The sequence below is a fragment of the Helicobacter sp. CaF467b genome (genome assembly GCF_022664765.1).
Classification (GTDB): domain Bacteria; phylum Campylobacterota; class Campylobacteria; order Campylobacterales; family Helicobacteraceae; genus Helicobacter_D; species Helicobacter_D colisuis.
This window is the reverse complement of record NZ_JALAIY010000001.1, coordinates 1,037,149-1,059,126: the sequence shown is the minus strand read 5'-3', so window position 1 is coordinate 1,059,126 and position 21,978 is coordinate 1,037,149. Positions and strand designations below refer to the sequence as shown.

Below are 21,978 nucleotides of genomic sequence, written 5' to 3'. Positions count from 1 at the left end.
TCCATTTACGGAATCTTTAAAATTGAAAAATGTTTAAAAATATAGTAAAATCAATCTTTTGGAGAAGGAATGAAAAAGCACAAGTTTGGGATTTTATTAGCAGCAACAAAAGATTCAAGCTTTACCTTAGGCGTTATGATTGCCAACATTAAGGATAAAATGGGTAGTTTTGTTGATGTTTTTTATATTGTTCATGATGGATTTAGCCCAAAAGATAAAGAGGCAATGGAAAGATTGGCTCAAGATAGCAAGGTGGTTTTTTGTGAATTCACACAACAAACTTTTTTAGATAATTTTAAAAAATTCAATCAGAATAATTTAAAAATTGATTTTTCTTACTCTAGGGGTTTTTTGGGGCGTTGGACGCATATGGTGTATGCGTGTTTTGAAATTTTTAGATATTTAGAAGAATGTGAAAATATTTTATATTTGGATTTTGATATTTTGCTTTTAAAGGGATTAGAGCATTTACTTAAGCTTAAAGAATCAGGAATTACAATAGCAGCAGAAAGAGGCAAAAAGCAGCTTAAAGAAGTGTATCCTAATTATAATGGAGAGTTTAGGGATTTTAGAATCTACCGCTCACCGATTATCTTTGTAAATGATTCTTTGATTAATTCTGCGGAATGTTATGCTTTTGTTTATCAAAAGAGTATTGAAGTGGGACTTAATGATCAGGGGGTTTTGTCTTTGTTAATATTTGAAAAAAGTATTAAGGCAAAGGACTTGGGGAAAGATTATGTAGGGAGTGTATTGTGGATAGCTAATGATGATTCATATTTTATTCATTCTTATGGGAGAGAAAATCGATTTTGGAATAATCAGCTTTGTCATCAAATATGGAGAGAATGGGGTGAGTATTATGAGGTTTGGCTTAATCAAGGCGGTTTGCCTTATTTAAAGGGGTTTGTTGCTAAGACAACTTATGGATATGAGAGAGTGCGATTTTCCTTAGCTTATAAAGTGGGTTATGCGATTGTGGAATGCTATTATCAAACAAGCAAAATAAAATATCTAAAATTACCCCTTAAAATAGCACAAGTGATTTTAAAGCATAAAAGAAAACTAAGAGAATATCGTAGAATCTGTAAAATATCTCCCCATTTAAGATTACCTATGTTTTGTCAATATGAAGATTACCAAAACGCTTTAAAAGAAAAACAAAGCATTCCTTACAAGCTAGGTGAAGCTGTTTTGGAGTTTTGTAAGGAATGGTGGAAATGTAATATTATAAAGTTGTATCGTAAGATTTATCTTATTAAAAAACAGGCTGCAAAAAAATCCTAGCTTTTTTAAAAGGATTCATATCCTAATAAAATACATTTGTCAAAAAAGGGTAAAACACACATTGCATAAAATTCTCCTCCAATGCCAATATCTTTGAGTGTTTCATAATATTTAATATCAAATTGAAGATGAGAATTTCTTTGCGTGGAGATTCCAATGCCACTTAATTCATTAAAATAAATAAAAGATGCAATTTTTTCATGAATTAAAACCAAAGAATATTGCACTGCCATTTTTTCTTTTTGATTTAAAAGATGATAAGAATCAATGCTTAAAAGGTTTCTTCCGCGAAATTTCACATAGTTTTTTTGTAGGCTTTGTGTATGGACTTGTTGATAAAAATTAGCTAAATCCAAACAAAAAGCAGGATAAGATAAAATTGCCCCCAAAAGAGCAATTTTCCTAAAGGGTTTGAAGGATAGCATCAAAGCTTTCAAAATAGATTCTTTTGGCTTCACTAAGTGTGATTGAAATATTGCCAATTTCAATCTTTTCACCCCCTAATGTCGCAATTTTTTCTAAATGCAAATTAGAGTTTTCAAGTAAATTTTGCAAAGTTGAAACATTTTTGGAATCTAGAGCAATTAAGACTTGCGTTGGGGATTCGCCAAAGAGTGCTTGATTATCAAAGGCTTTAACACTTTTACAACCAATATTGCCCTTGATGCAAGCTTTAGCTAGAGCAATGGCTAATCCACCTTGATAAATATCAACAGCTACTTTTAAGATTCCGCGCTCTTTTGCACTAGCTAATACACTCCATAAAAACAATTCATCGTTAAGATTGATAGATGGAATTTCACCTTTAATGCTATTGGCAAAGTATTTTGCAAAAAGACTAGCGCCAAATTGTGGAGTAGTATTTTTAGATTTGAGCAAATAAACTTCGGTGTCTTCTTGATTAAACTCACTGCCTAAGAGATGATAAATATCATCAATAACTCCAACTCCTGCAATACTTGGAGTGGGGTAAATATCGCTATTATTAGTTTGATTATAAAGGCTTACATTTCCGCTAACTACAGGAGTATTAAGAGTTTTGCAAGCTTCTTTAATGCCCTCACAAGCTTCCTTGAATTGCCACATTACTTCAGGATTTTCTGGATTTCCAAAGTTTAGACAATCTGTAATAGCTAGAGCCCTTCCACCTCTTAGAGCAATATCTCGACCGACTTTTGCAACGGCTTGTCTGGCACCTTCTTTGGGGTTAAGATAGCATAATCGGATAGGACAAGCCACGCTCATTGCTATTCCTTTGCCATTTTCTTTAACCCTAATTGCACTTGCGCCACCACTTCCAATTTTTGTTAGAGTATTAGTTTGAACTGTGCTATCATATTGCTCATAAACCCAAGCTTTATCGCTGACATCAGGACTTTGAAGGAGGGTTTTAAAAATTTCATTAGAATCTAATTTTTGGAGTGCTTCTTGATTAAGCGATTCTATTTTGTCAAGATAAGTTGGATTCTCACTCACAGGTCTTTTAAGAATCGGTGATTTTTCGCTCAAAGGAGCAATTGGGATTTCAGCGCATTTTTCATTATGCCAATATAGTTCCATTTTTCCACTATTAGTAACTTCACCTACAATAGCGCAGTCTAATTCCCATTTTGTAAAAATCTCTAAAATTTCTTTTTCGCAACCTTTTTTAGCACAAATCAACATTCTCTCTTGCGATTCGCTTAGCATTAATTCATAAGGTGTCATATTGGCTTCGCGGGTAGGGACTTTATCAAGATGCATGACCATACCACTTCCACTGCGTCCTGCCATTTCAAAGCTAGAACTTGTAAGTCCTGCTGCACCCATATCTTGAATCCCAACAATTAAATCTTTTTTGAATAATTCCAAACACGCTTCTAAAAGTAGTTTTTCAGTAAATGGATCACCCACTTGCACGGTAGGACGCAAAGATTTAGAATCTTCATTAAAGCTATCAGAGCTCATTACCGCACCACCCAAACCATCGCGTCCAGTTTTAGAACCTACATAAATAACAGGATTCCCAATTCCTTCAGCCTTGCCATAGAAAATTTCATCGTTTTTAACAATTCCTAAAGTGAAAGCATTAACCAAAATATTGCCCTCATAGCAATCTTCAAAGCTCATTTCACCACCAATAGTTGGCACCCCCATACAATTTCCATAACCTCCAATTCCTGCGACAACTCCGCGTAATAAATAGCGGTGTTTTGCCCCTGTGGAATCTTTTTTGGCGATATTGCCAAAGCGAATAGAGTTAAGACTTGCAACAGGTCTAGCGCCCATAGTAAAAATATCGCGCATGATTCCGCCAACTCCCGTGGCAGCGCCCGCATAAGGCTCAATAAAGCTAGGGTGATTATGGGATTCCATTTTAAAAACCGCCCCATAACCCCCACCAATATCAATAATTCCTGCATTTTCTCCTGGACCTTGGATAACCCAAGGTGCGCGTGTGGGGAATCCATTGAGATAAATTTTGCTAGATTTATAGCTGCAATGTTCGCTCCACATAGCAGAAAAAATCCCAATTTCTACCAAATTAGGCTCTCTTTTTAGGATATTGAGAATATTTTGATAGTCCTCTTGGGTAAGTTTATGTTGCCTTAGAATCTTTTCTAAATTTTCCATGCCTTTTCCTTAGTTGTTTTAAAGTGAGTATTTTTTACAAAAAAAACTTTTATAAATGGAAGTTTATCAAATTGTCCTTTAAAGTATGGATAAACTAAGATTGAGATAAAGTTATTTTTAGTAGAATAGTGAGTATTTTTTAAAAAAATGGTCTAAAAGGAATTAAGGAGAAAAGACAAAATGAAATACATCAAGTTTTTCAAGGAATTAAATAATAGAGATGTGCCTGTGGTGGGCGGTAAGAATGCAAGTATCGGAGAAATGTTTCAAGAGCTTGTGCCTATGGGGATTAAAGTACCTAATGGTTTTGCAATTACAAGTGAGGCGTATTGGTATTTATTAGATAGTGGTGGAATCCGAGAAAAAATCAAAGAATTACTTGAGGGAATTGATGTAACAGAGATTGATGTTTTAAATGTGCGTTCTAAAAAGATACGCGATATGATTTTTGGCACTCCATTACCTGCGGACTTAAGGGAAGAAATTTTGGAGGCTTACAAGATTTTAAGTCAAGAATATAATATGGAAGAAGCCGATGTGGCAGTAAGAAGTTCGGCTACAGCAGAGGATTTACCTGATGCTTCTTTTGCAGGACAGCAAGACACTTATTTGAGCGTTCAAGGACAAACTGAACTTATTCATTATATTAAATCTTGTATGGCATCACTTTTTACCGATAGAGCGGTAAGCTATCGTGCTTCTAGGGGATTTGATCATTTTAAAGTCGCTCTTTCTGTTGGGGTGCAAAAAATGGTGCGATCAGATAAGGGAAGTTCTGGGGTAATGTTTAGTATTGATACAGAAACTGGCTTTAGAGATGCAGTTTTTATTACTTCAGCTTGGGGTCTTGGGGAGAATGTTGTAGGTGGAACTGTGAATCCTGATGAATTTTATGTTTTTAAACCAGCTCTGGAGTTAGGCAAACGACCGATTCTAAAAAGACAACTAGGGTATAAAAACATTAAAATGGTCTATGCTGCACCTGGCGCTAAACATCCTACTAAAAATATTGAAACTACAGAAGAAGAACTTAAAAGTTTTTCTTTGAGTGATGAAGAGGTTTTAACTCTAGCGCGTTATGCGGTTTTGATTGAAAAACATTATACAAAAGAGGCAGGAGAATACCGCCCTATGGATATGGAATGGGCAAAAGATGGTAATAGCGGTGAAATCTTTATTGTCCAAGCGCGACCCGAAACGGTGCAAAGCCAAAAAATGAAGAAACAAAATAATACTTTAGAAAAATACTTCTTTAAAGATAAAAGTGAAAAAGAGATTTTACTAAGTGGAAAAGCCGTGGGTGGAAAAATTGGAACAGGAAAAATTCGTGTTATTGATAATATTGCTAATATGGGCGAGTTAAAAAGAGGTGAAATTCTTGTAACAGATAATACTGATCCAGATTGGGAGCCTGCTATGAAAAAAGCAGCAGCTGTGATTACAAATCGTGGGGGTAGAACTTGTCATGCAGCTATTGTGGCAAGAGAAATTGGAGTGCCTGCGATTGTTGGCGCAGTTGGAGCAACAGAAAAACTAGAAACTGGTATGGAAGTAACGGTTTCGTGTGCTGAAGGGGAAGATGGATTTGTTTATAATGGAATCTATGAATATGAGGTTGAAAAAGTTGATTTAAGCTCATTAGAGCAACCTAAGACAAAAATCTATATGAATATTGGGAATCCTGAAAAAGCCTTTACTTTTTCTATGATTCCAAATAATGGTGTTGGGCTTGCAAGAATGGAATTTATTATTAATAACTATATTAAAGCTCATCCACTTGCGCTAATGGATTTGCATAATGGAAATAAAGAATTTGATGGTGTTGAGGGCGTAAAAGAGATTATGTCTGGTTATGCTAATCCTAAGGATTTCTTTGTAAAGAAAATTGCTGAGGGTGTGGGAATGATTGCAGCGGCATTTTACCCTAAGCCTGTTATTGTTAGGACAAGCGATTTTAAATCTAATGAGTATTGTCGTATGGTAGGGGGGAAAGACTATGAGCCACACGAAGAGAATCCTATGCTTGGTTATCGTGGCGCTAGTCGGTATTATTCTGAACAATACAGACAAGCTTTTGAGTGGGAATGTCAAGCTTTAGCAATGGCGCGTAATGAAATGGGATTTTCTAATATGAAAATTATGATTCCATTCCTTAGAACTCCAGAAGAGGGTAGAAGAGTTTTAGAGATTATGCGTAAAAATGGATTGGTGCAAGGCGAAAATGGATTGGAAATTTATGTTATGTGTGAATTGCCAGTGAATGTAATTATGGCAGATGAATTTTTACAGCTTTTTGATGGTTATTCAATTGGATCAAATGACCTTACGCAATTGACTTTGGGTGTTGATAGGGATGGAGAGCTTGTTAGCCATGTTTTTGATGAAAGAAATCCTGCGCTTCTTAAAATGTTTAAAATGGCAATTGATGCTTGTAAAAAACATAATAAATATTGCGGAATCTGTGGGCAAGCACCTAGTGATTATCCAGAAATTGCAGAGTTTTTAGTGGAAAATGGAATCACTTCTATTTCATTAAATCCCGATTCTGTGATTGAAACTTGGGATCGAATTGTAAAACTTGAAAAGAAACTTGGAATCTCTTAATATACCTTTATAAAATGCACATTTTGTGCGTTTTATAAAAATTCTATCTTTTGCTTCTTGTGCTAAGTAAAATTTAAAGCAATATGTTAAAAAATAATTCTAGTGGTTTTTTTGTGGGGAAAACTTAAGAAAAAATATTATTAATAAGTTATTTTTTTATCTTAGATTGCTTTTATAATAAAAATGTATAATGTTTGGTTTTGAAATTTGTGCTAAAGGATGTTTTTGAAACTGGCAGTTTTTGATTTTGATTCTACACTAATGGATGGAGAAACTATAAATTTACTAGCAAAAGCCTATGGAAGTGAGCAACAAGTAAGCGAGATTACTAAAGAAGCTATGGCAGGAAAATTGGATTTTTACCATAGTTTAAGAAAACGCGTAAAGACTTTGGAGGGAATGCCACTAAAGCAGGTTTGTGAAGTTTGTGAAAATCTTACTTATAATCCTGGTGCTAAGGAAATTATTAGTTTTTTAAAGGAAAATGGTTATAAGGTGGTGGTGTTTAGTGGGGGGTTTGATGAAGGGGTGAGTGCAGGGCAAAAAGCACTTGGCTATGATATTCATTTTAGTAACACTTTGCATCACAAAGATGGACTTTTAACAGGAAAAGTTGGTGGAGAGATGATGTTTTCTTACTCTAAAGGGAGAATGCTTGAGAAGATTCAAGTTTTGCTAGGTGTGGATTCATCTAATACTCTTGTGGTTGGAGATGGGGCTAATGATCTTTCAATGTTTCAATATGCGCAAAAAAAAGTGGCATTTTGCGCCAAAGAAGTTTTGAGAGAGGCTGCAAATATCATAATTGATACAAAAGATTTGTCATTAATAAAAAATTATCTATAAGGAACAGCAATGCAAAATAATATTTTTTTTTCTTTGTGGTGTGATTTTATTGAAAGAGATTTTTTGGAAAATGATTTTATCAAAATGATTGAGGGTGGAATTATTGAAGGGGCGACAAGCAATCCTGCTATTTTTCAAAAATCTTTTTTAGAAGCAAGTTACAGAGAACAAAAAGAATCCTTAAAGGGCAAAAATCCAAAAGAGATTTATGAGGCTTTAGCAAAGAGTGATATTCAAAGGGCTGCAGAACTTCTTATGCCAATTTATACTAATAATACAAATGACGGCTATGTGAGTATTGAAGTAGATCCTAATTTGTGTCAAGATTCTAAGGGAACTATTGAAGAGGGTGTTAGGTTGTTTAAAGAGATTGGCTATCCCAATGTAATGATTAAGATTCCAGCTACTAAAGCAGGATTTGTTGCAATGGAGGAATTAATCTCCCAAGGGATTTCGGTTAATGCGACTTTGGTTTTTACAAAAGAACAAACCATTGGATGTATGGAGGCTTTTAAAAGGGGGTATGAGAATTTCAAAAAAATAACAAAAAAAGAATCTAAGGATTTCCCAAGAGCGGTGGTGAGTATTTTTGTATCAAGATTTGATAGAAAATGCGATTCTATTTTAAAAGATAATGGTATTCCTGTGGCGACTTTGGGCATTAAAAATGCGCAATATTTGTATCGTGTTGTTAATGATTATTCTTTGCCTTGCGTGAGAGCGCTTTTTGCAAGCACAGGTGTAAAAGATGATAGTTTAGAGTCTGTTTATTATATTAGAGAGCTTTATCATCAATATGCTATTAATACTGCACCATTAGCAACCATTGAAGCTTTTATGAAAGTTGAAGCCTTGGAAGAAGCTTATTTACCAAGCTATGAAGAATTAGAAGAATATTTTAAGGTGGTGGCAGATGCTGGTGTAGATTTGCAAAAAGTTTCTAGTGAGTTATTAGAGCAGGGATTAGAAGACTTTAAAAATGCTTTTGCAAAAATTTTAGAGAGTTTGTCTTAATTTAAAAGAAGTTTCAAGAATTTTAGCTATAATTGCAGGTTCTATTTTATTTTTAAGGATTTTTAAATGTTAAGTGGAATAATTAGAGAGAGTATTTCAAAAGCAGATACAAAGGCTTTAAGAAAAAATGGTTATCTAATTGCCAATATCTATGGTAAGGGTAAAGAGAATATTCATTGTGCGTTTAAACGCAATGATTTTATCCGAGAAGTTAAAAACAAAACTGATTTGATTTTTGAAGTAGAAGTTGGCACACAAAAATATCCAGTTGTTATCCAAGAGTATCAAAAAGATCCAATTACTAGCGAAATTATCCATGTGGATTTGATGCTTGCACAAAAAGGTGTAGAAGCAAAATATTCTGTTAAGGTGAGAATCGAAGGTGTCGCAAAAGGACTTAAAAACAAAGGTGTTTTGATGATTTCCAAAAAACGCATTAAGGTTAAGGCTACTCCTGAAAATCTACCTAAAGATTATGAAATCAATGTAACAAACTTGGATGTGGGTGATGTTGTATTGGTGCGTGATTTACCGCAAAACAATGGTGTTAAAATCGTAGAAAGAGATGATGTTGCAATTGTTGGTGTGATTAAATCTCGCTAAGAAATGTTTTTAATTGTAGGCTTAGGTAATATTGGCGAGAAATATAAAAATAATCGCCATAATATCGGCTTTTGCGTTGTTGATTCTTTGATTGCTTCTTTAAATGCTACTAAGCAATCTAGTAAAGATTTCTTTGGGGAGCTTTATAAGGCTTCCCAAATCCTTCTTTTAAAGCCCTCAACTTTTATGAATCTTTCTGGAAAATCAGTTTTAAGTGTTAAAAATTTTTATAAAATAGACAAAATGCTTGTGATTCATGATGATCTTGATTTGCCTTTTGGGGCAGTGCGATTTAAATTTGGCGGAGGCAGTGGCGGACATAATGGCTTAAAATCCATTGATGAATTGTGTGGTAAAGAGTATTATCGTTTGCGTTATGGGATTGGAAAACCCCTTTTGAAAAATCAAGTGATTGATTGGGTTTTAGGGGATTTTAGCAAAGAAGAATCAATAAAAAATGAAGAAATAATTAAACATTGCATTAAACCAGCATTGGAAATAGCAAAATTAGAGAATCCAAGTGAATTGGCAAACAAAATTTCTAGTCTTTATACTTTAAATCCAAAAGATAAATAAATGAATTTATTTTCGCGTTATATTATTACTTTATATTTAAAGTATTTTTTTATTCTTTTTGTATCGCTAGAATGTTTTTTTGTTTTAATTGATTTGGTGAAATACCTTGATGAATTGCCACAATCTGCAAATTTAATAGTTTTGCTCATTTTTTATGATTTTGTCTATGCAAGCAATTATATTTTGCCTCTTTCTTTGGTGTTGGCTCAGATTGTCTTAGTGATTTCTATGTTAAGAAATTCGCAATTTACAGCATTTTTAGCACTTGGATATTCAAAGCTTAGAATCTTTTTACCTGTTTTTATGGTGTCATTTTTGATTACTTTATTATTTGTCTTACTAAATGCAACTCCTTTTGCTTATGCTAAAGAAAGGGTGGATTTGATTATTGAGCGTGGATATTTGGGAAGTTACAAAAATGATTTATTTATCAAATACAATGATAATTATATTTATTTTGAAAAAGTTTTTCCTCTTTTAAAGACTGCAGAAAATGTTAAGGTTTATGAAGTCTTTAATAAGCAAGTTATTAAAATTATTGAAGCACCTAGAGCTGTTTTTATTCAAGATAAATGGAGATTGGAGAATGCTAAAATTACCACTCTTGATTCTAATCTTGAAATAGGCAAGAATCCTCTTAAAATTGAAGAGCAAAAGACTTATGAAACACTACAAGGCTTTAAACCTAAGATTTTAGATAATATCTATGAAAAGCAAGGCAGTATTTCTATTGTTGATGCATTAGAAGCAATTTGGCTTTTAAAAGAGCAGGGGGTTAATACTCAAAAACTTCGTAGTTCTCTTTATAGTCTAATATTTTTTCCATTTTTTGCTCCCTTGGTGATGGTGTGTTTGGCTAGATTTACTCCAAACTCTAATCGTTATACAAATATGAGCGGTATTACTTTGGGAATGATTCTTGGAGTTTTGATTGTATGGGGTGTATTTTTTAGTTTTTCTAGGCTCTCTATGAGTGGTTTTTTATTGCCAGAAGTTAGCATTATTTTGCCTATTGGAATTTTGGGTTTAGTGAGCTTATGGCTATTTTTAAGGTTATTTAAAGAATAATTAAAAAGGAGAAAATATGACGGCATTATTAAGTGTAAGTGATAAAAAAGGTATTGTTGAGTTTGCAAAAGGGCTTGTGAGCTTGGGTTATGAGATTTTATCTACAGGTGGAACTTTAAAAATCTTAAGAGAAAATGCGATTGAAGCACTAGAAGTGAGTGAATACACACAAAGCCCAGAAATGTTTGATGGGCGCGTTAAGACATTGCATCCCAAGATTCATGGTGGAATATTGCATAGGCGCAATAATCAAGATGATAAACAAAAGGCTTTTGAATTTGGGATAAAAGACATTAGTTTGGTGTGTGTGAATCTTTATCCTTTTAAAGAAACGATTGAAAAAACAGAGGATTTTGGGGAAATTATAGAAAATATTGATATTGGTGGTCCATCAATGGTTAGGGCAGCAGCCAAGAATTTTGAATCGGTATTGATTGTAACGGATTGCAATGATTATGAAAGGGTGCTTGAAAAGCTTAAAGACAAGCAAAATACTTTGGAGTTTCGTCAAGAATTAATGATTAAAGCCTTTGAGCACACAGCAGCTTATGATTGTATGATTGCAAATTACATGAATAAACGTTTTAATCATGGCTTTGGCAAGAATCATTTTATTGCTGGGAGACTTGTAAGTCCTACAAGATATGGAGAGAATCCTCATCAAAAAGGGGCATATTATGAATTTGGCGATTTCTACTCTAAGCACTTTAGGGCACTTAAAGGTGAGATTAGTTTTAATAATCTAACAGACATTAATAGCGCAGTTAAAATTGCTTCAAGCTTTGAAGATAAGCCTTGTGTATGTATTGTCAAACACGGGAATCCTTGTGGTTTTGCAATGAAAGAAAATGTTTTAGAATCATATGTTGCAGCTTTGAGGTGTGATAATATTTCTGCTTATGGCGGTGTTGTTGCAGTTAATGGCGAAGTGGATGTGGATTTGGCTAATGAAATTAATAAGATTTTTATTGAAGTATTGGTGGCGCCAAGTATCACAGAGGAGGCTTTGAGTATTTTTGAAAATAAAAAAAAGATTAAAATCTTTGTTTGTGGCGGAGAGAAACTTTGTTTTCCAAAAGATGGGCAAGATTTTAAACATATTGAAGGGGGATTTGTTTTACAAGAAGCAGATAGCGTAGCGGCTAATGAAGTAGAAAATGCAAAATGCGTTAGTCAAAAACAAGCTACTAAAGAGCAAATGAAAGATTTGGAAATCGCCTATAAGGTAGCAAGCTTAGTAAAATCAAATTGCGTGGTATATGTTAAAGATTCTGCTATGGTAGCTGTTGGAATGGGAATGACAAGTCGCGTTGATGCTGCAAAGGCTGCCATTAGAAAAGCAGAAGAAATGGGAATTGATTTAAGGGGTTGTGTGTTAGCAAGTGAAGCGTTTTTTCCTTTTAAAGATAGCATAGAGGAAGCTTATAAAGTTGGTGTGAGTGCTGTGATTGAGCCAGGAGGAAGTATTCGCGATGAAGAGGTAATTGAATGTGCAAATCAAAAAGGTATGGCACTTTATTTTAGTGGATTTAGACATTTTTTACATTAAGATTAGCAAGATAATCGGGGTAGTTGCAGTGCTGACAAAGCTCCTCGATTCTCATTCCATTTTTAAAACCTTCAACTAGCTTTTTTAGGCGTGGATTTTCTAGAATCTTTAGCATTGAATCTTGAAAGAGATTGCCAAAATTAATCACTCCTTTAGTATCAAAACAACAAGGCACTACATCACCATTGCACAAAATACCAAGTTGCTTACTGCCACCATAGCAAAACCCATTTTGTGAGATTGTTTGAGATTCTAAGCTAACCCATTCAAAAAAAGGTTGCTCAAGTAGATGGATTTTGTAAGCTAAGCGCGTTTTTGGTGTTGTAATGGGAGTTTGAAAAAAATTATACAAAACTTGATAGATAGGGGAATTTTTAAGCGGTGGAGTAAAATCTTTTTTGAGATTCCAAAGCCTTAAATTAATAAATTTTTCACTTTTTATTGCTTGGTGCTTGAAGAGCAGAACTAAGATAGAACTAAGATAGGATTTAAGATTAATTTGTTTTTTTTGATAAAGAGAGCTTGTGAGTGAAATGTTAATTTGATGAACGCAAGAGTTTTGCAAAAGAAGATTGATTTTTTTGTTATTTAGGTAAAAACCGCTAGTTGTAATGTCAATTTTAAGTTGATAGGTTGTTGCGATTTTAAGATATGATTCAAGATTATCAAGTGTTAGTGGATCTCCCAAAATATGCAAAGCGCACAAATGTGTAAAAGGAGCAATTTCACTGCATATTTTTTCAAATTTTTTTAAATCCATAGAATCTTTGGCTTTGTTAGGTGTGCAAAAGGAGCAAGAAAGCCCACAAAAATTTGTGATTTCAATAAAAATTTTTTGAAAGGGCTTCACTATTCGTTACGCAAAACTTCCAAAGGATTAATTTGAGTAGCTTTTTTGGCTGGATAATAAGAAGAAAAGAAAACAATCGCAAAAGAGCCACACAAAATTGAAAATAAATCAAGTAAGGAAAGTTCTAAGGGTAGTTTTGAACTCCCATAAACATCTGCAGGTAGTGAAATAATAGGGAAGCTTGAAAGCAAGTAAAGAATGATAAAAGCCAAAATACTACCACAGATAATGCCACTAACACCTATGAAATTTCCCAAATAAAGAAAAGTTTTTTGGATTTCTTTAGAGCTTGCTCCCATAGTGAGCAATAGGGCAATTTCTCGCCTTCTATTCATAACAGTCATCAAAAGAGAGCTGATGATATTAAGAGAAGCCACTAGAATAATTAGCATTAAAACAATAAATAGTGCGCGTTTTTCTAGTGCTAAGGCTGCAAAAAAGTTTCCATTTTGTTCCCACCAGCCAACGATTTGCATTTGTGGATATGATTCTTGGAGAGAAATAATATCTTTTTGTGGATTGTTGGAGTGAATGTGAATGCCATCATAAGTATTTTGAGGGAGATTTTTGATAATTTGCATTGCTTCAAGGCTGGTATAAATATAGCCCTTATCATAAGCAATCAATCCTGATTGAAAGAAGCCATCTACCACAAAGCGCTTCATAGTGGGGCTTAGTTGGATTGCATTGGGAATAAAATCAGTAAAAATCAAAAGTAAATTTGATTGATAATCAAGCCCATAAGAATCTTTAAGGCTTTTGCCAATAATCACACTAAAGATTTCTTTGGATTGATTTTGGTACTGTTGGGATTGGAGATAGGCTTCTTTAAAAATGGGATTAATTTTGCTTTCAAGATTAAAATCCACTCCAAAAACCATAGCACCTTCCATACGATTCCCTATTTTTGAAATCGCTTGAGTTTGGATAAAGGGGCTAAATTGTAGTTGCGGAAAATTGTTTTGCAAATCTTCTAAAGTTTTTTTGGTGATTTTTTCTGGACTACCTTGAATCATAGTGAGTGGATAATTCATAATAAAGAGTTTGCGCTCAAATTCTTTGTCAAATCCATTCATAAGTGCCATTGCAACAATTAAAACCATAACTCCAATACAAACCCCTAAAAATGCTAAAATAGCGGCAATAGAGATGAATGGCTGGTGTTTATTAAATCGTAAATAACGGAATAACAAAAAAGAAATGATTCCTTTTTGTGTCATTTGGCAAAAACTCCTTTTTTAGGACCACTCATTCCGCAACAATTTTTATATTTTTTACCACTGCCACAAGGGCAAGGCTCATTTCTAATGGGCTTTTTTTTAAAAATTGGGGGATTTTCGTGATTAGTTTTCAAGTTTTGATTGCTATTGTTAAGCTTTTGTAGAGCGTTTTTGGCTTCCTCTTCACTCTCTTGATTTGTTTTAAGCTGCACTTTATAGAGCATTTTAATAGTAGTGTATTTGATTTGACCTACTAATTCCAAAAAGAGATTGTAGCTTTCTTTTTTGTATTCTACTAAAGGATCTTTTTGGTTATATCCACGCAATCCTATGCCAGTTTTGAGTGTGTCCATCACATATAAGTGATCTCGCCATAAATTATCTAAAGTTTGCAAATAAACAAGCTTTTCAATTTCGATTCGAGTTTGACTATCTAAAATTGACATTTTCTTATCATAAATTTGCTTCATTTTTTCATCAATTAAGGTTTCAAAGTTATTGTTTTTTTGATAGGAATCTTTTAATTCTTGGATGTCAAGTGTTACATTAAAGTCTTCCAAAGCCATAGCGCAAAGCGATTCTAAATTATCAGAATCATTAAACACTTCAGCTTTTTCTAAAAGCATTGTAATAGCATCATGGCGATTTTCAATGATTTTATGTGAGACATCTTGTGTTGGGTTTAGCAATTCATTTCTTAAGCGATAAATAGCTTTTCTTTGTTCATTTGCGACATCATCGTATTCCAACAAATGTTTTCTAGCTTCAAAATGCATACTTTCAACTTTCTTTTGGGCATTTTCTACAGATCGCGTTACAAGCTTTGATTCAATATGCTCTCCATCATCAAGCCCTAATTTATCCATAATGTTTTTAATCTTGTCACTACCAAAAATACGCAACAAAGGATCTTCTAAACTCAAATAAAATTGACTAGTCCCAGGATCACCTTGTCTTCCGCTTCTACCGCGCAATTGATTGTCAATTCTGCGTGATTCGTGTCTCTCTGTCCCTATAATATAAAGTCCGCCAAGCTCCCTTACTTCATCATTGATTTTTATATCTACGCCGCGCCCTGCCATATTTGTGGCAATCGTTACAGCTCCCTTGTTCCCAGCATCTTTGATAATTTCGGCTTCTTGAGCGTGATTTTTAGCATTTAACACAGAATGTGGAATTCTTTTGGATTTAAGCAAATCGTGAATCTTTTCGCTTTTTTCAATGGAAGCTGTTCCAACTAAAATTGGCTGCCCCTTTTTGTTTAATTCAATAATTTTTTCTACAAGCGCGTTAAATTTCTCCCTTTCGGTTTTGTAGATTAAATCATTCAAATCCTTTCTTTTAATAGGAAGGTTTGTAGGAATTGAGACAACTTCAAGATTGTAAATTTGTAAAAACTCACTCGCTTCAGTTTGTGCAGTTCCTGTCATACCAGCAAGTTTTTGATAAAGCCTAAAATAGTTTTGATAGGTAATATCTGCAAGTGTTTGGGATTCTTCTTTGATTTTGACACCTTCTTTGGCTTCTAGGGCTTGATGTAATCCTTCGCTAAAGCGTCTCCCTTCACTAAGCCTCCCTGTAAATTCATCTACTATAACAACTTCTCCATCGCGCAAGACATAATCTTTGTCTTTTTTGAAAAGTTTATTAGCTTTAAGGGCTTGATCTAGGTGATGAGCAAGAATCGCATTATCAACACTATAAAGATTATCAATTTCAAAAAGTTTTTCTGCGTGGTTGATTCCACTTTCTGTGAGTAGAATCACTTTGTTTTTTTCATCAATAGTATAATCTTCATTTTCTTTGAGTTTTAAGGCAACATTATTAGCAATTTCATAGTTTTTTAAGACGCGGTTTGCTGGTCCAGAGATGATAAGAGGTGTCCTTGCTTCATCAATAAGAATTGAATCTACTTCATCAACGATAGCAAAATAATGCTCTTTTTGCACTTTTTGATTAAAGTCGTATTTCATATTGTCGCGCAAATAATCAAAACCAAATTCATTATTTGTTCCATAAGTAATATCACAAGAATATTGAGCCAAGCGGTGCGAATCATCATAAATTCCACTTACAATTACTCCCACACTATATCCTAAAAATTCATAAAGTGGTCGCATTGTTTCTGCATCTCGTTGCGCAAGATAATCATTTACTGTTATGATATGCACACCCTTTCCTAGCATCGCATTAAGGCAAACAGGCAAAGTAGCAACTAATGTTTTTCCTTCCCCTGTTTTCATTTCTGCAATCTTACCTTCGTGTAAAACCATTCCACCAATAAGCTGAACATCAAAATGTCGCATATTTAAAACCCTTTTGCTAACCTCACGCGTGATTGCAAAGGACTGATAAAGAATTTTGTTCAACTCTTCTTGTGGATTCTTGGAAGCTTGGACTTGATTTTTGAGCTCTTGAAATGAATTTTTAAGCTCTTCATCACTTAAAGCAGCATATTTTGATTCAAGCTCATTGATTTTTTTAATTTGTCTTTTATAATGCCCAACTAACCGGTCATTTTTACTATTTAGAATCTTTTTAATTAGTGAAAACATTTACTCCAACCTTAGCTTCAATTTTTGTTTAAAGCTTTATAAAATAAAAAATAATTTCAAAAATTTTAGCATAAATGGAATTTTACTTAGATAAAATGCGAAAAATATTTTAGGTAAAGGAAAAAAATGATTTTTATTGATGCGTGTTTTGGTAGAGAAACCCCTTACACACCTGTTTGGTTTATGCGACAAGCAGGGAGATATTTAAGTGAGTATAGAGAAACAAGAAAGCAAGCGGGCGATTTTTTATCCCTTTGCAAGAATCCTAAACTAGCTTCAGAAGTTACTTTACAACCCATAGAGATTTTAGGAGTTGATGCGGCAATTCTTTTTAGTGATATTTTAGTGGTGCCAATGGAAATGGGAATGGAGCTTGGATTTTTTGCTGGAGAAGGTCCGAAGTTTGCACAAACTATTCAAAGCGATAAAGATTTAAAAGGGCTTAGTCAAGATTCGCATTTATCGCTAAATTATGTCTATGACACGATTTCAATGACGCGTCAAAAACTTGCTAAAGACAAAGCATTAATTGGATTTTGTGGAGCACCTTGGACTTTGGCAACTTATATGATAGAAGGGCAGGGAAGCAAGACTTATAATGAAACCAAAAAATTACTTTATTCTAATCCGCAATTTTTGCATAATTTACTAGAGTTAATTACACACAATCTCAAAAATTATCTTGAATCGCAGATTAAAGCAGGAGTGAATGCGGTAATGATTTTTGATTCTTGGGCAGCGGCTTTAGAGGAAACAATGTATTTGGAGTTTGGATTTGAATATTGTAAAAAAATTGCTTCTTTTATCAAGCAAAAATACCCAGAAATACCAGTTATTTTATTTCCTAAAGGAATTTCGGGCTATTTAGATAAAATTGATGGAGAATTTGATGTTTTTGGCGTGGATTGGAGCACTCCACTAAGGATTGCTAAAGAGAAATTGGGAGATAAATATGTTTTGCAGGGTAATTTAGAGCCTTGTAGAATATATGATGAAAAATCAATGCTTGAGGGCGCTAAGGAAATCTTAAATTTAATGCAAGGCAAAAGGCATATTTTTAATTTGGGGCATGGAATGCTGCCAGATTTACCACGAGAAAATGCCATTAAATTAGTCGATTTTATTCATCAATATCATTTTAAATAAAAACAATCCAATTGTAGAGGCTTCTTTAAGTGGATTGTCGCTATAATAAAATAATTTTAATTTGTAAAGGAATAGTATTTTGGAAGCATTGCGTATCATTTTTGAAAAGTTAATGTGGAATGCCCGTTTATTTATTATCTTTGCTGTCGTTCTATCTTTAATTGGAGCTATTTTACTTTTTGTTGTGGCAAGTGTGGATATTATCAAAGCAGCTAAAAATACTTTTTTGTATTATATGCATCTTTTGCCTGCAGGATCAGATATTCATACTATTTTGCTCAATACCATTATTATGGCAATTGATTTGTATTTAATTGCAGTAGTATTGTTAATTTTTGCCTTTGGATTATATGAGCTTTTTATTTGTAAAATTCAAATCAAAGATGAAAGTAGCTCTAAGGTCTTAGAGATTCATACGCTTGATCAACTCAAAGATAAATTAGCTAAAGTGATTGTAATGGCACTAATTGTAGCCTTTTTCTCTAAAGTTCTTAATATGGGAATGAAAAATACACAAGATATGTTATATTTTGCTATCTCTATTTTAGCTTTATCAATTGGTTTGTATTTTTTGCATAAAGATTCAAAGCATTAAAATGTTGTTAAGATTTTTATTGATATTTTTTCTTTACTTAAGCTCTCTAAATGCACAAGAAATTAAGGCATTACAATCTATGCAAGCCTATTTTACTCAAAGGCTTATCACTCAAGACAACACCCTTCTTTATAAAGGAGAGTTCTTTGCTCTTGCGCCACATTTTGTGCTTTGGAAATATAAAAGCCCCATCCCCAAAGAGATTTATATTAATAAAGATTCAATGATTATCTATGAGCCAAAGCTAGAACAAGCTATTTATAGCACCTTAAAAGAGAATCTGGATATTTTAACCCTGATTAAAAAAGCTAAATTTATTAAAGAAAATCACTACATAGCAGAACTTTTGGGACAAAAATATTATTTATTCTTTGAGGAAGGCATTTTAAAGCAAATTTCTTTTGTGGATGCAGTGGGGAATTCTGTTGAGATTCTTTTTGAAAATATACAAACTAATCATTCAATTAATCCAGAAATTTTTAAATTCAAGCCAACAAGCAATCTTGATATTCTTTATAATTAACTTTTTAGTAGAAATGTGTAAAAAAATAGCAATAGCCTTTTTTTTCTCCCAAAAATTAATTTTTTTTTGACTTTTATCAAAAAGTGCATTACAATACTTAGTGATCAAGAAAATAATTTAAGGAGTGAATATGGCAACAATAACGCTAATCAATAACGAAACTGGTGAAAAATTTGATTTTGATTTAATAGAATGCACAAGAGGACCCAAAGCGGTTGATTTTAGTAAATTATTTGAAAGAACTAATATTTTTTCTTATGATCCAGGATATGGTTCTACCGCAGGTTGTGAATCAACTATTAGCTATGTTGATGGCAAAAATGGTAAATTGCTTTATAAGGGCATACCTATTGAAGATATTGTAAAAAAATATAAATTTACTGATGTTGCAAAGCTACTTATTACAGGCGAAGCCCCTAAAGATGAAAAGGAATCGAAAGAATTTGATTTGGAATTGCGACACCGATCGTTTTTGCACGAAGGGTTGATTAATATTTTTAGTGCCTTTCCTGATAATGCTCATCCAATGGCAAATTTAAGCTCTGCAGTGGCAGCATTATCTACTTTTCATTTTGATCATAGGGATATGGATGATGAGGGAGACTATCAAACAATGGCGCGCAGAATCATTGCAAAAATTACTACTTTAGTAGCCTTTTCTTATCGTAATTCTATCGGAGCACCTTTGATTTATCCAGATATTGAGCGGGGTTATGTGGAGAATTTCTTATATATGTTACGCGCTTATCCAGGTGGAAAGCTCAAACATACCTTAAATGGTAGTGAAGAGATTTCTGATCTAGAAGTTGAAGCGCTTGATAAAATCTTTATACTTCATGCTGATCATGGTCAAAACGCTTCAACAACAACCGTTCGTAATGTTGCCTCTACGGGTGTGCATCCTTATGCAGCGATTTCTGCTGGAATTAATGCACTTTGGGGACCTGCTCATGGTGGTGCAAATGAAAAGGTTTTGGTGCAACTTGAAGAAATCGGAGATGTAAAAAATGTAGATAAGTTTATCGCACGCGTTAAAGACAAAAGTGATCCATTTAGGTTAATGGGCTTTGGACATCGTGTTTATAAAAGCTATGATCCACGCGCAAAAGCAATCAAAGCACTCAAAGATGAGCTTAATCAAAAGGGTATTAAAATGGACGCAAGATTGAGTGAGATTGCTGAAAAACTAGAAGAAGTGGCTTTGAATGATGATTATTTCAAAGAAAGAAATTTATATCCGAATGTAGATTTTTATAGTGGAATTATTTTAACAGCACTTAAGATTCCAGTTGCATTATTTACGCCAATTTTTGTTATAGGAAGAATGCCAGGTTGGTGCGCACAAGTAATGGAACACATTAAAAATCCACACGCAAGAATCACACGACCAAGACAGGTTTATTTGGGAAAATAATTTAAAAATACCCTTAGGGTAAGGGCAATTTTATTTTGGGTTTGCTAAGATACGAAAATATTTTAAAACTAGGGAATATCAATGTCTAATAAAGAGTGGAACCCACAAAGTTGGAGACAAAAGATAGCGCTCCAACAGCCCATTTACAATGATTTAGAATTTTTAAAAAGCGTTGAAGAGCAATTAAGCAAATATCCTCCATTAGTTTTTGCTGGGGAAGCACAACGCTTAAAAAGTCATCTAGCTAAGGTTTCAAGAGGCGAGTCTTTTTTGCTACAAGGAGGGGATTGCGCAGAAAGCTTTGCTGACTTTAACGCTATAAGAATCAGAGATTTGTTTAAAGTGATTCTGCAAATGGCAGTAGTTTTGACTTATGCAGGGGCTTGCCCCATTGTTAAGGTGGGGCGTTTAGCGGGACAATTTGCCAAACCAAGATCAAGTGATACAGAAACAATTAATGGAATCACTTTGCCAAGCTATCGTGGTGATATTATTAATGATATTCGATTTACAAAAGAAGCAAGGGAAGCTGATCCAATCCGAATCTTGCAGGCTTACAATCAATCTGCTGCAACTTTAAATCTCATTCGTGCTTTCGCACAAGGCGGATTGGCAGATTTAAACCAAGTGCAAAAATGGAATTTGGATTTTGTTCGTGGAGCTTCAAGTGAGCGCTATAAGGAAATGGCAGATAAAATCACTCAAGCATTAGCTTTTATGGAAGCGTGTGGACTTAATTCAAGTAATACCCCAATTCTTCATGAAACTGAATTTTTTACTTCTCACGAGGCATTGTTGTTAAATTATGAAGAAGCTTTGACGCGTAGAGATCATTTAAGTGGTAAATGGTATGATTGTTCGGCACATATGCTTTGGATTGGAGAGAGAACACGCAATCTAGATGGTGCACATTTGGAATTCTTAAAAGGTGTAGAAAATCCTGTTGGAGTAAAAATTGGACCTAATGCTACAAAAGAGGACATTTTAGGAATCTGTGAGATTTTAAACCCAAAAAATGAAGCCGGAAGATTGAATTTTATCATCAGAATGGGAGCTAATACCATCAAAGATAAACTTCCAAAACTACTTCAATCTATTAAGGGCGAGGGTAGGGAGATTGTATGGAGCATTGATCCGATGCATGGAAATACAATCAAGGCTAGCAGTGGTTATAAAACGCGCACTTTTGATAGCATTTTAGAAGAAGTTAAAAGCTTTTTTGAGATTCATAAAAGTATGGGAACTTATGCAGGTGGAGTGCATTTAGAGATGACAGGTGAAGATGTTACAGAATGTATAGGTGGTATGCAAGCTATTACTGAAGAAAATTTAGGATGTAATTATAACACACAATGCGATCCGCGTCTAAATGCTAGTCAAGCTATAGAATTGTCATTTTTGATTGCCGATGTTTTAAAGAATCGCAAAATTTAAGAAGCGATGCTAATCAATAAAATGAGTAGATTGGAAATTTTGTTGATTGGCAAAAGCACTTGGATTTGTGTGAGTTAGTAA

18 protein-coding genes are annotated in these 21,978 nt (G+C 33.8%); 13 read left to right on the top strand and 5 right to left on the bottom strand.

Features of this window, described 5'->3' with window-relative positions; all coding sequences use genetic code 11:
- The first annotated feature begins 69 nt into the window (after positions 1-69).
- Entirely contained in the window at positions 70-1,287 is a 1,218-nt protein-coding gene (locus tag MKD52_RS05385) for a glycosyltransferase (RefSeq protein ID WP_242099532.1), read from the top strand.
- Positions 1,288-1,292: 5 nt separating this feature from the next.
- Here MKD52_RS05385 and MKD52_RS05380 read toward each other — a convergent pair whose 3' ends face one another.
- Together MKD52_RS05380 and purL are read right to left on the bottom strand one after the other, a co-directional pair.
- Positions 1,293-1,676, bottom strand: coding sequence for a hypothetical protein (locus MKD52_RS05380; protein ID WP_242099531.1), 384 nt, complete (start codon positions 1,674-1,676; stop codon positions 1,293-1,295).
- 13 nt (positions 1,677-1,689) lie between these two features.
- Positions 1,690-3,900, bottom strand: coding sequence for a phosphoribosylformylglycinamidine synthase subunit PurL (gene purL / locus MKD52_RS05375; RefSeq protein ID WP_242099530.1), 2,211 nt, complete (start codon positions 3,898-3,900; stop codon positions 1,690-1,692).
- A 180-nt stretch (positions 3,901-4,080) separates the two neighbouring features.
- Between purL and ppsA the strand changes: the two genes are divergently transcribed.
- From ppsA to purH, 7 genes are all read left to right on the top strand, one after another.
- Positions 4,081-6,504 (top strand): pyruvate, water dikinase, encoded by a 2,424-nt coding sequence (gene ppsA / locus MKD52_RS05370; RefSeq protein WP_112056648.1) that lies wholly within the window; start codon positions 4,081-4,083, stop codon positions 6,502-6,504.
- A gap of 225 nt (positions 6,505-6,729) precedes the next feature.
- Entirely contained in the window at positions 6,730-7,350 is a 621-nt protein-coding gene (gene serB / locus MKD52_RS05365) for a phosphoserine phosphatase SerB (protein WP_112056649.1), read from the top strand.
- Positions 7,351-7,359: 9 nt separating this feature from the next.
- Positions 7,360-8,364: a transaldolase gene (locus MKD52_RS05360; RefSeq protein WP_242099529.1), complete on the top strand. Its 1,005-nt coding sequence runs from the start codon at positions 7,360-7,362 to the stop codon at positions 8,362-8,364.
- 66 nt (positions 8,365-8,430) lie between these two features.
- Entirely contained in the window at positions 8,431-8,967 is a 537-nt protein-coding gene (locus MKD52_RS05355; protein ID WP_112056651.1) for a 50S ribosomal protein L25/general stress protein Ctc, read from the top strand.
- Between the two features lie 3 nt (positions 8,968-8,970).
- A complete protein-coding gene (pth, locus tag MKD52_RS05350) occupies positions 8,971-9,543 on the top strand; it encodes an aminoacyl-tRNA hydrolase (protein ID WP_112056652.1) in 573 nt (190 codons plus the stop codon).
- The gene (locus MKD52_RS05345; protein WP_242099528.1) at positions 9,544-10,611 is read left to right on the top strand and encodes an LptF/LptG family permease; all 1,068 of its coding nucleotides are present in this window, start codon (positions 9,544-9,546) and stop codon (positions 10,609-10,611) included.
- A 16-nt stretch (positions 10,612-10,627) separates the two neighbouring features.
- Positions 10,628-12,160: a bifunctional phosphoribosylaminoimidazolecarboxamide formyltransferase/IMP cyclohydrolase gene (gene purH / locus MKD52_RS05340; protein ID WP_242099527.1), complete on the top strand. Its 1,533-nt coding sequence runs from the start codon at positions 10,628-10,630 to the stop codon at positions 12,158-12,160.
- Here purH and MKD52_RS05335 read toward each other — a convergent pair.
- The 3 genes from MKD52_RS05335 to secA form a co-directional block, all read right to left on the bottom strand.
- Complete coding sequence (locus MKD52_RS05335) at positions 12,141-12,920, bottom strand: SPASM domain-containing protein (protein ID WP_242099526.1); 780 nt, start codon at positions 12,918-12,920, stop codon at positions 12,141-12,143. The genes purH and MKD52_RS05335 overlap by 20 nt on opposite strands.
- An 89-nt stretch (positions 12,921-13,009) precedes the next feature.
- Complete coding sequence (locus tag MKD52_RS05330) at positions 13,010-14,230, bottom strand: ABC transporter permease (RefSeq protein WP_242099525.1); 1,221 nt, start codon at positions 14,228-14,230, stop codon at positions 13,010-13,012.
- Positions 14,227-16,785, bottom strand: coding sequence for a preprotein translocase subunit SecA (gene secA / locus MKD52_RS05325; RefSeq protein ID WP_242099524.1), 2,559 nt, complete (start codon positions 16,783-16,785; stop codon positions 14,227-14,229). The genes MKD52_RS05330 and secA overlap by 4 nt, the downstream gene beginning before the upstream one ends.
- A 126-nt stretch (positions 16,786-16,911) precedes the next feature.
- On the opposite strand from secA, the gene hemE reads away from it, so the two are divergent.
- The 5 genes from hemE (at position 16,912) to MKD52_RS05300 (ending at position 21,897) form a co-directional block, all read left to right on the top strand.
- The gene (gene hemE / locus MKD52_RS05320) at positions 16,912-17,931 is read left to right on the top strand and encodes a uroporphyrinogen decarboxylase (RefSeq protein ID WP_242099523.1); all 1,020 of its coding nucleotides are present in this window, start codon (positions 16,912-16,914) and stop codon (positions 17,929-17,931) included.
- A 79-nt stretch (positions 17,932-18,010) separates the two neighbouring features.
- The gene (locus MKD52_RS05315; protein WP_242099522.1) at positions 18,011-18,526 is read left to right on the top strand and encodes a YqhA family protein; all 516 of its coding nucleotides are present in this window, start codon (positions 18,011-18,013) and stop codon (positions 18,524-18,526) included.
- Position 18,527: 1 nt separating this feature from the next.
- A complete protein-coding gene (gene lolA / locus MKD52_RS05310; RefSeq protein WP_242099521.1) occupies positions 18,528-19,049 on the top strand; it encodes a LolA-like outer membrane lipoprotein chaperone in 522 nt (173 codons plus the stop codon).
- A gap of 130 nt (positions 19,050-19,179) precedes the next feature.
- Positions 19,180-20,463, top strand: coding sequence for a citrate synthase (locus MKD52_RS05305; RefSeq protein WP_112056660.1), 1,284 nt, complete (start codon positions 19,180-19,182; stop codon positions 20,461-20,463).
- Positions 20,464-20,544: 81 nt separating this feature from the next.
- Complete coding sequence (locus MKD52_RS05300; protein WP_242099520.1) at positions 20,545-21,897, top strand: 3-deoxy-7-phosphoheptulonate synthase class II; 1,353 nt, start codon at positions 20,545-20,547, stop codon at positions 21,895-21,897.
- Positions 21,898-21,978: the final 81 nt, after the last annotated feature.

What these genes read in the sequence shown, in the direction of transcription:
- MKD52_RS05385 (WP_242099532.1), top strand. Translation starts at nt 70, where the DNA reads ATGAAAAAGCACAAGTTTGGGATTTTATTAGCAGCAACAAAAGATTCA.
- purL (WP_242099530.1), bottom strand. Translation starts at nt 3,900, where the DNA reads ATGGAAAATTTAGAAAAGATTCTAAGGCAACATAAACTTACCCAAGAG.
- ppsA (WP_112056648.1), top strand. Translation starts at nt 4,081, where the DNA reads ATGAAATACATCAAGTTTTTCAAGGAATTAAATAATAGAGATGTGCCT.
- MKD52_RS05360 (WP_242099529.1), top strand. Translation starts at nt 7,360, where the DNA reads ATGCAAAATAATATTTTTTTTTCTTTGTGGTGTGATTTTATTGAAAGA.
- MKD52_RS05355 (WP_112056651.1), top strand. Translation starts at nt 8,431, where the DNA reads ATGTTAAGTGGAATAATTAGAGAGAGTATTTCAAAAGCAGATACAAAG.
- pth (WP_112056652.1), top strand. Translation starts at nt 8,971, where the DNA reads ATGTTTTTAATTGTAGGCTTAGGTAATATTGGCGAGAAATATAAAAAT.
- MKD52_RS05345 (WP_242099528.1), top strand. Translation starts at nt 9,544, where the DNA reads ATGAATTTATTTTCGCGTTATATTATTACTTTATATTTAAAGTATTTT.
- purH (WP_242099527.1), top strand. Translation starts at nt 10,628, where the DNA reads ATGACGGCATTATTAAGTGTAAGTGATAAAAAAGGTATTGTTGAGTTT.
- MKD52_RS05335 (WP_242099526.1), bottom strand. Translation starts at nt 12,920, where the DNA reads ATGGATTTAAAAAAATTTGAAAAAATATGCAGTGAAATTGCTCCTTTT.
- MKD52_RS05330 (WP_242099525.1), bottom strand. Translation starts at nt 14,230, where the DNA reads ATGACACAAAAAGGAATCATTTCTTTTTTGTTATTCCGTTATTTACGA.
- secA (WP_242099524.1), bottom strand. Translation starts at nt 16,785, where the DNA reads ATGTTTTCACTAATTAAAAAGATTCTAAATAGTAAAAATGACCGGTTA.
- hemE (WP_242099523.1), top strand. Translation starts at nt 16,912, where the DNA reads ATGATTTTTATTGATGCGTGTTTTGGTAGAGAAACCCCTTACACACCT.
- lolA (WP_242099521.1), top strand. Translation starts at nt 18,528, where the DNA reads ATGTTGTTAAGATTTTTATTGATATTTTTTCTTTACTTAAGCTCTCTA.
- MKD52_RS05305 (WP_112056660.1), top strand. Translation starts at nt 19,180, where the DNA reads ATGGCAACAATAACGCTAATCAATAACGAAACTGGTGAAAAATTTGAT.
- MKD52_RS05300 (WP_242099520.1), top strand. Translation starts at nt 20,545, where the DNA reads ATGTCTAATAAAGAGTGGAACCCACAAAGTTGGAGACAAAAGATAGCG.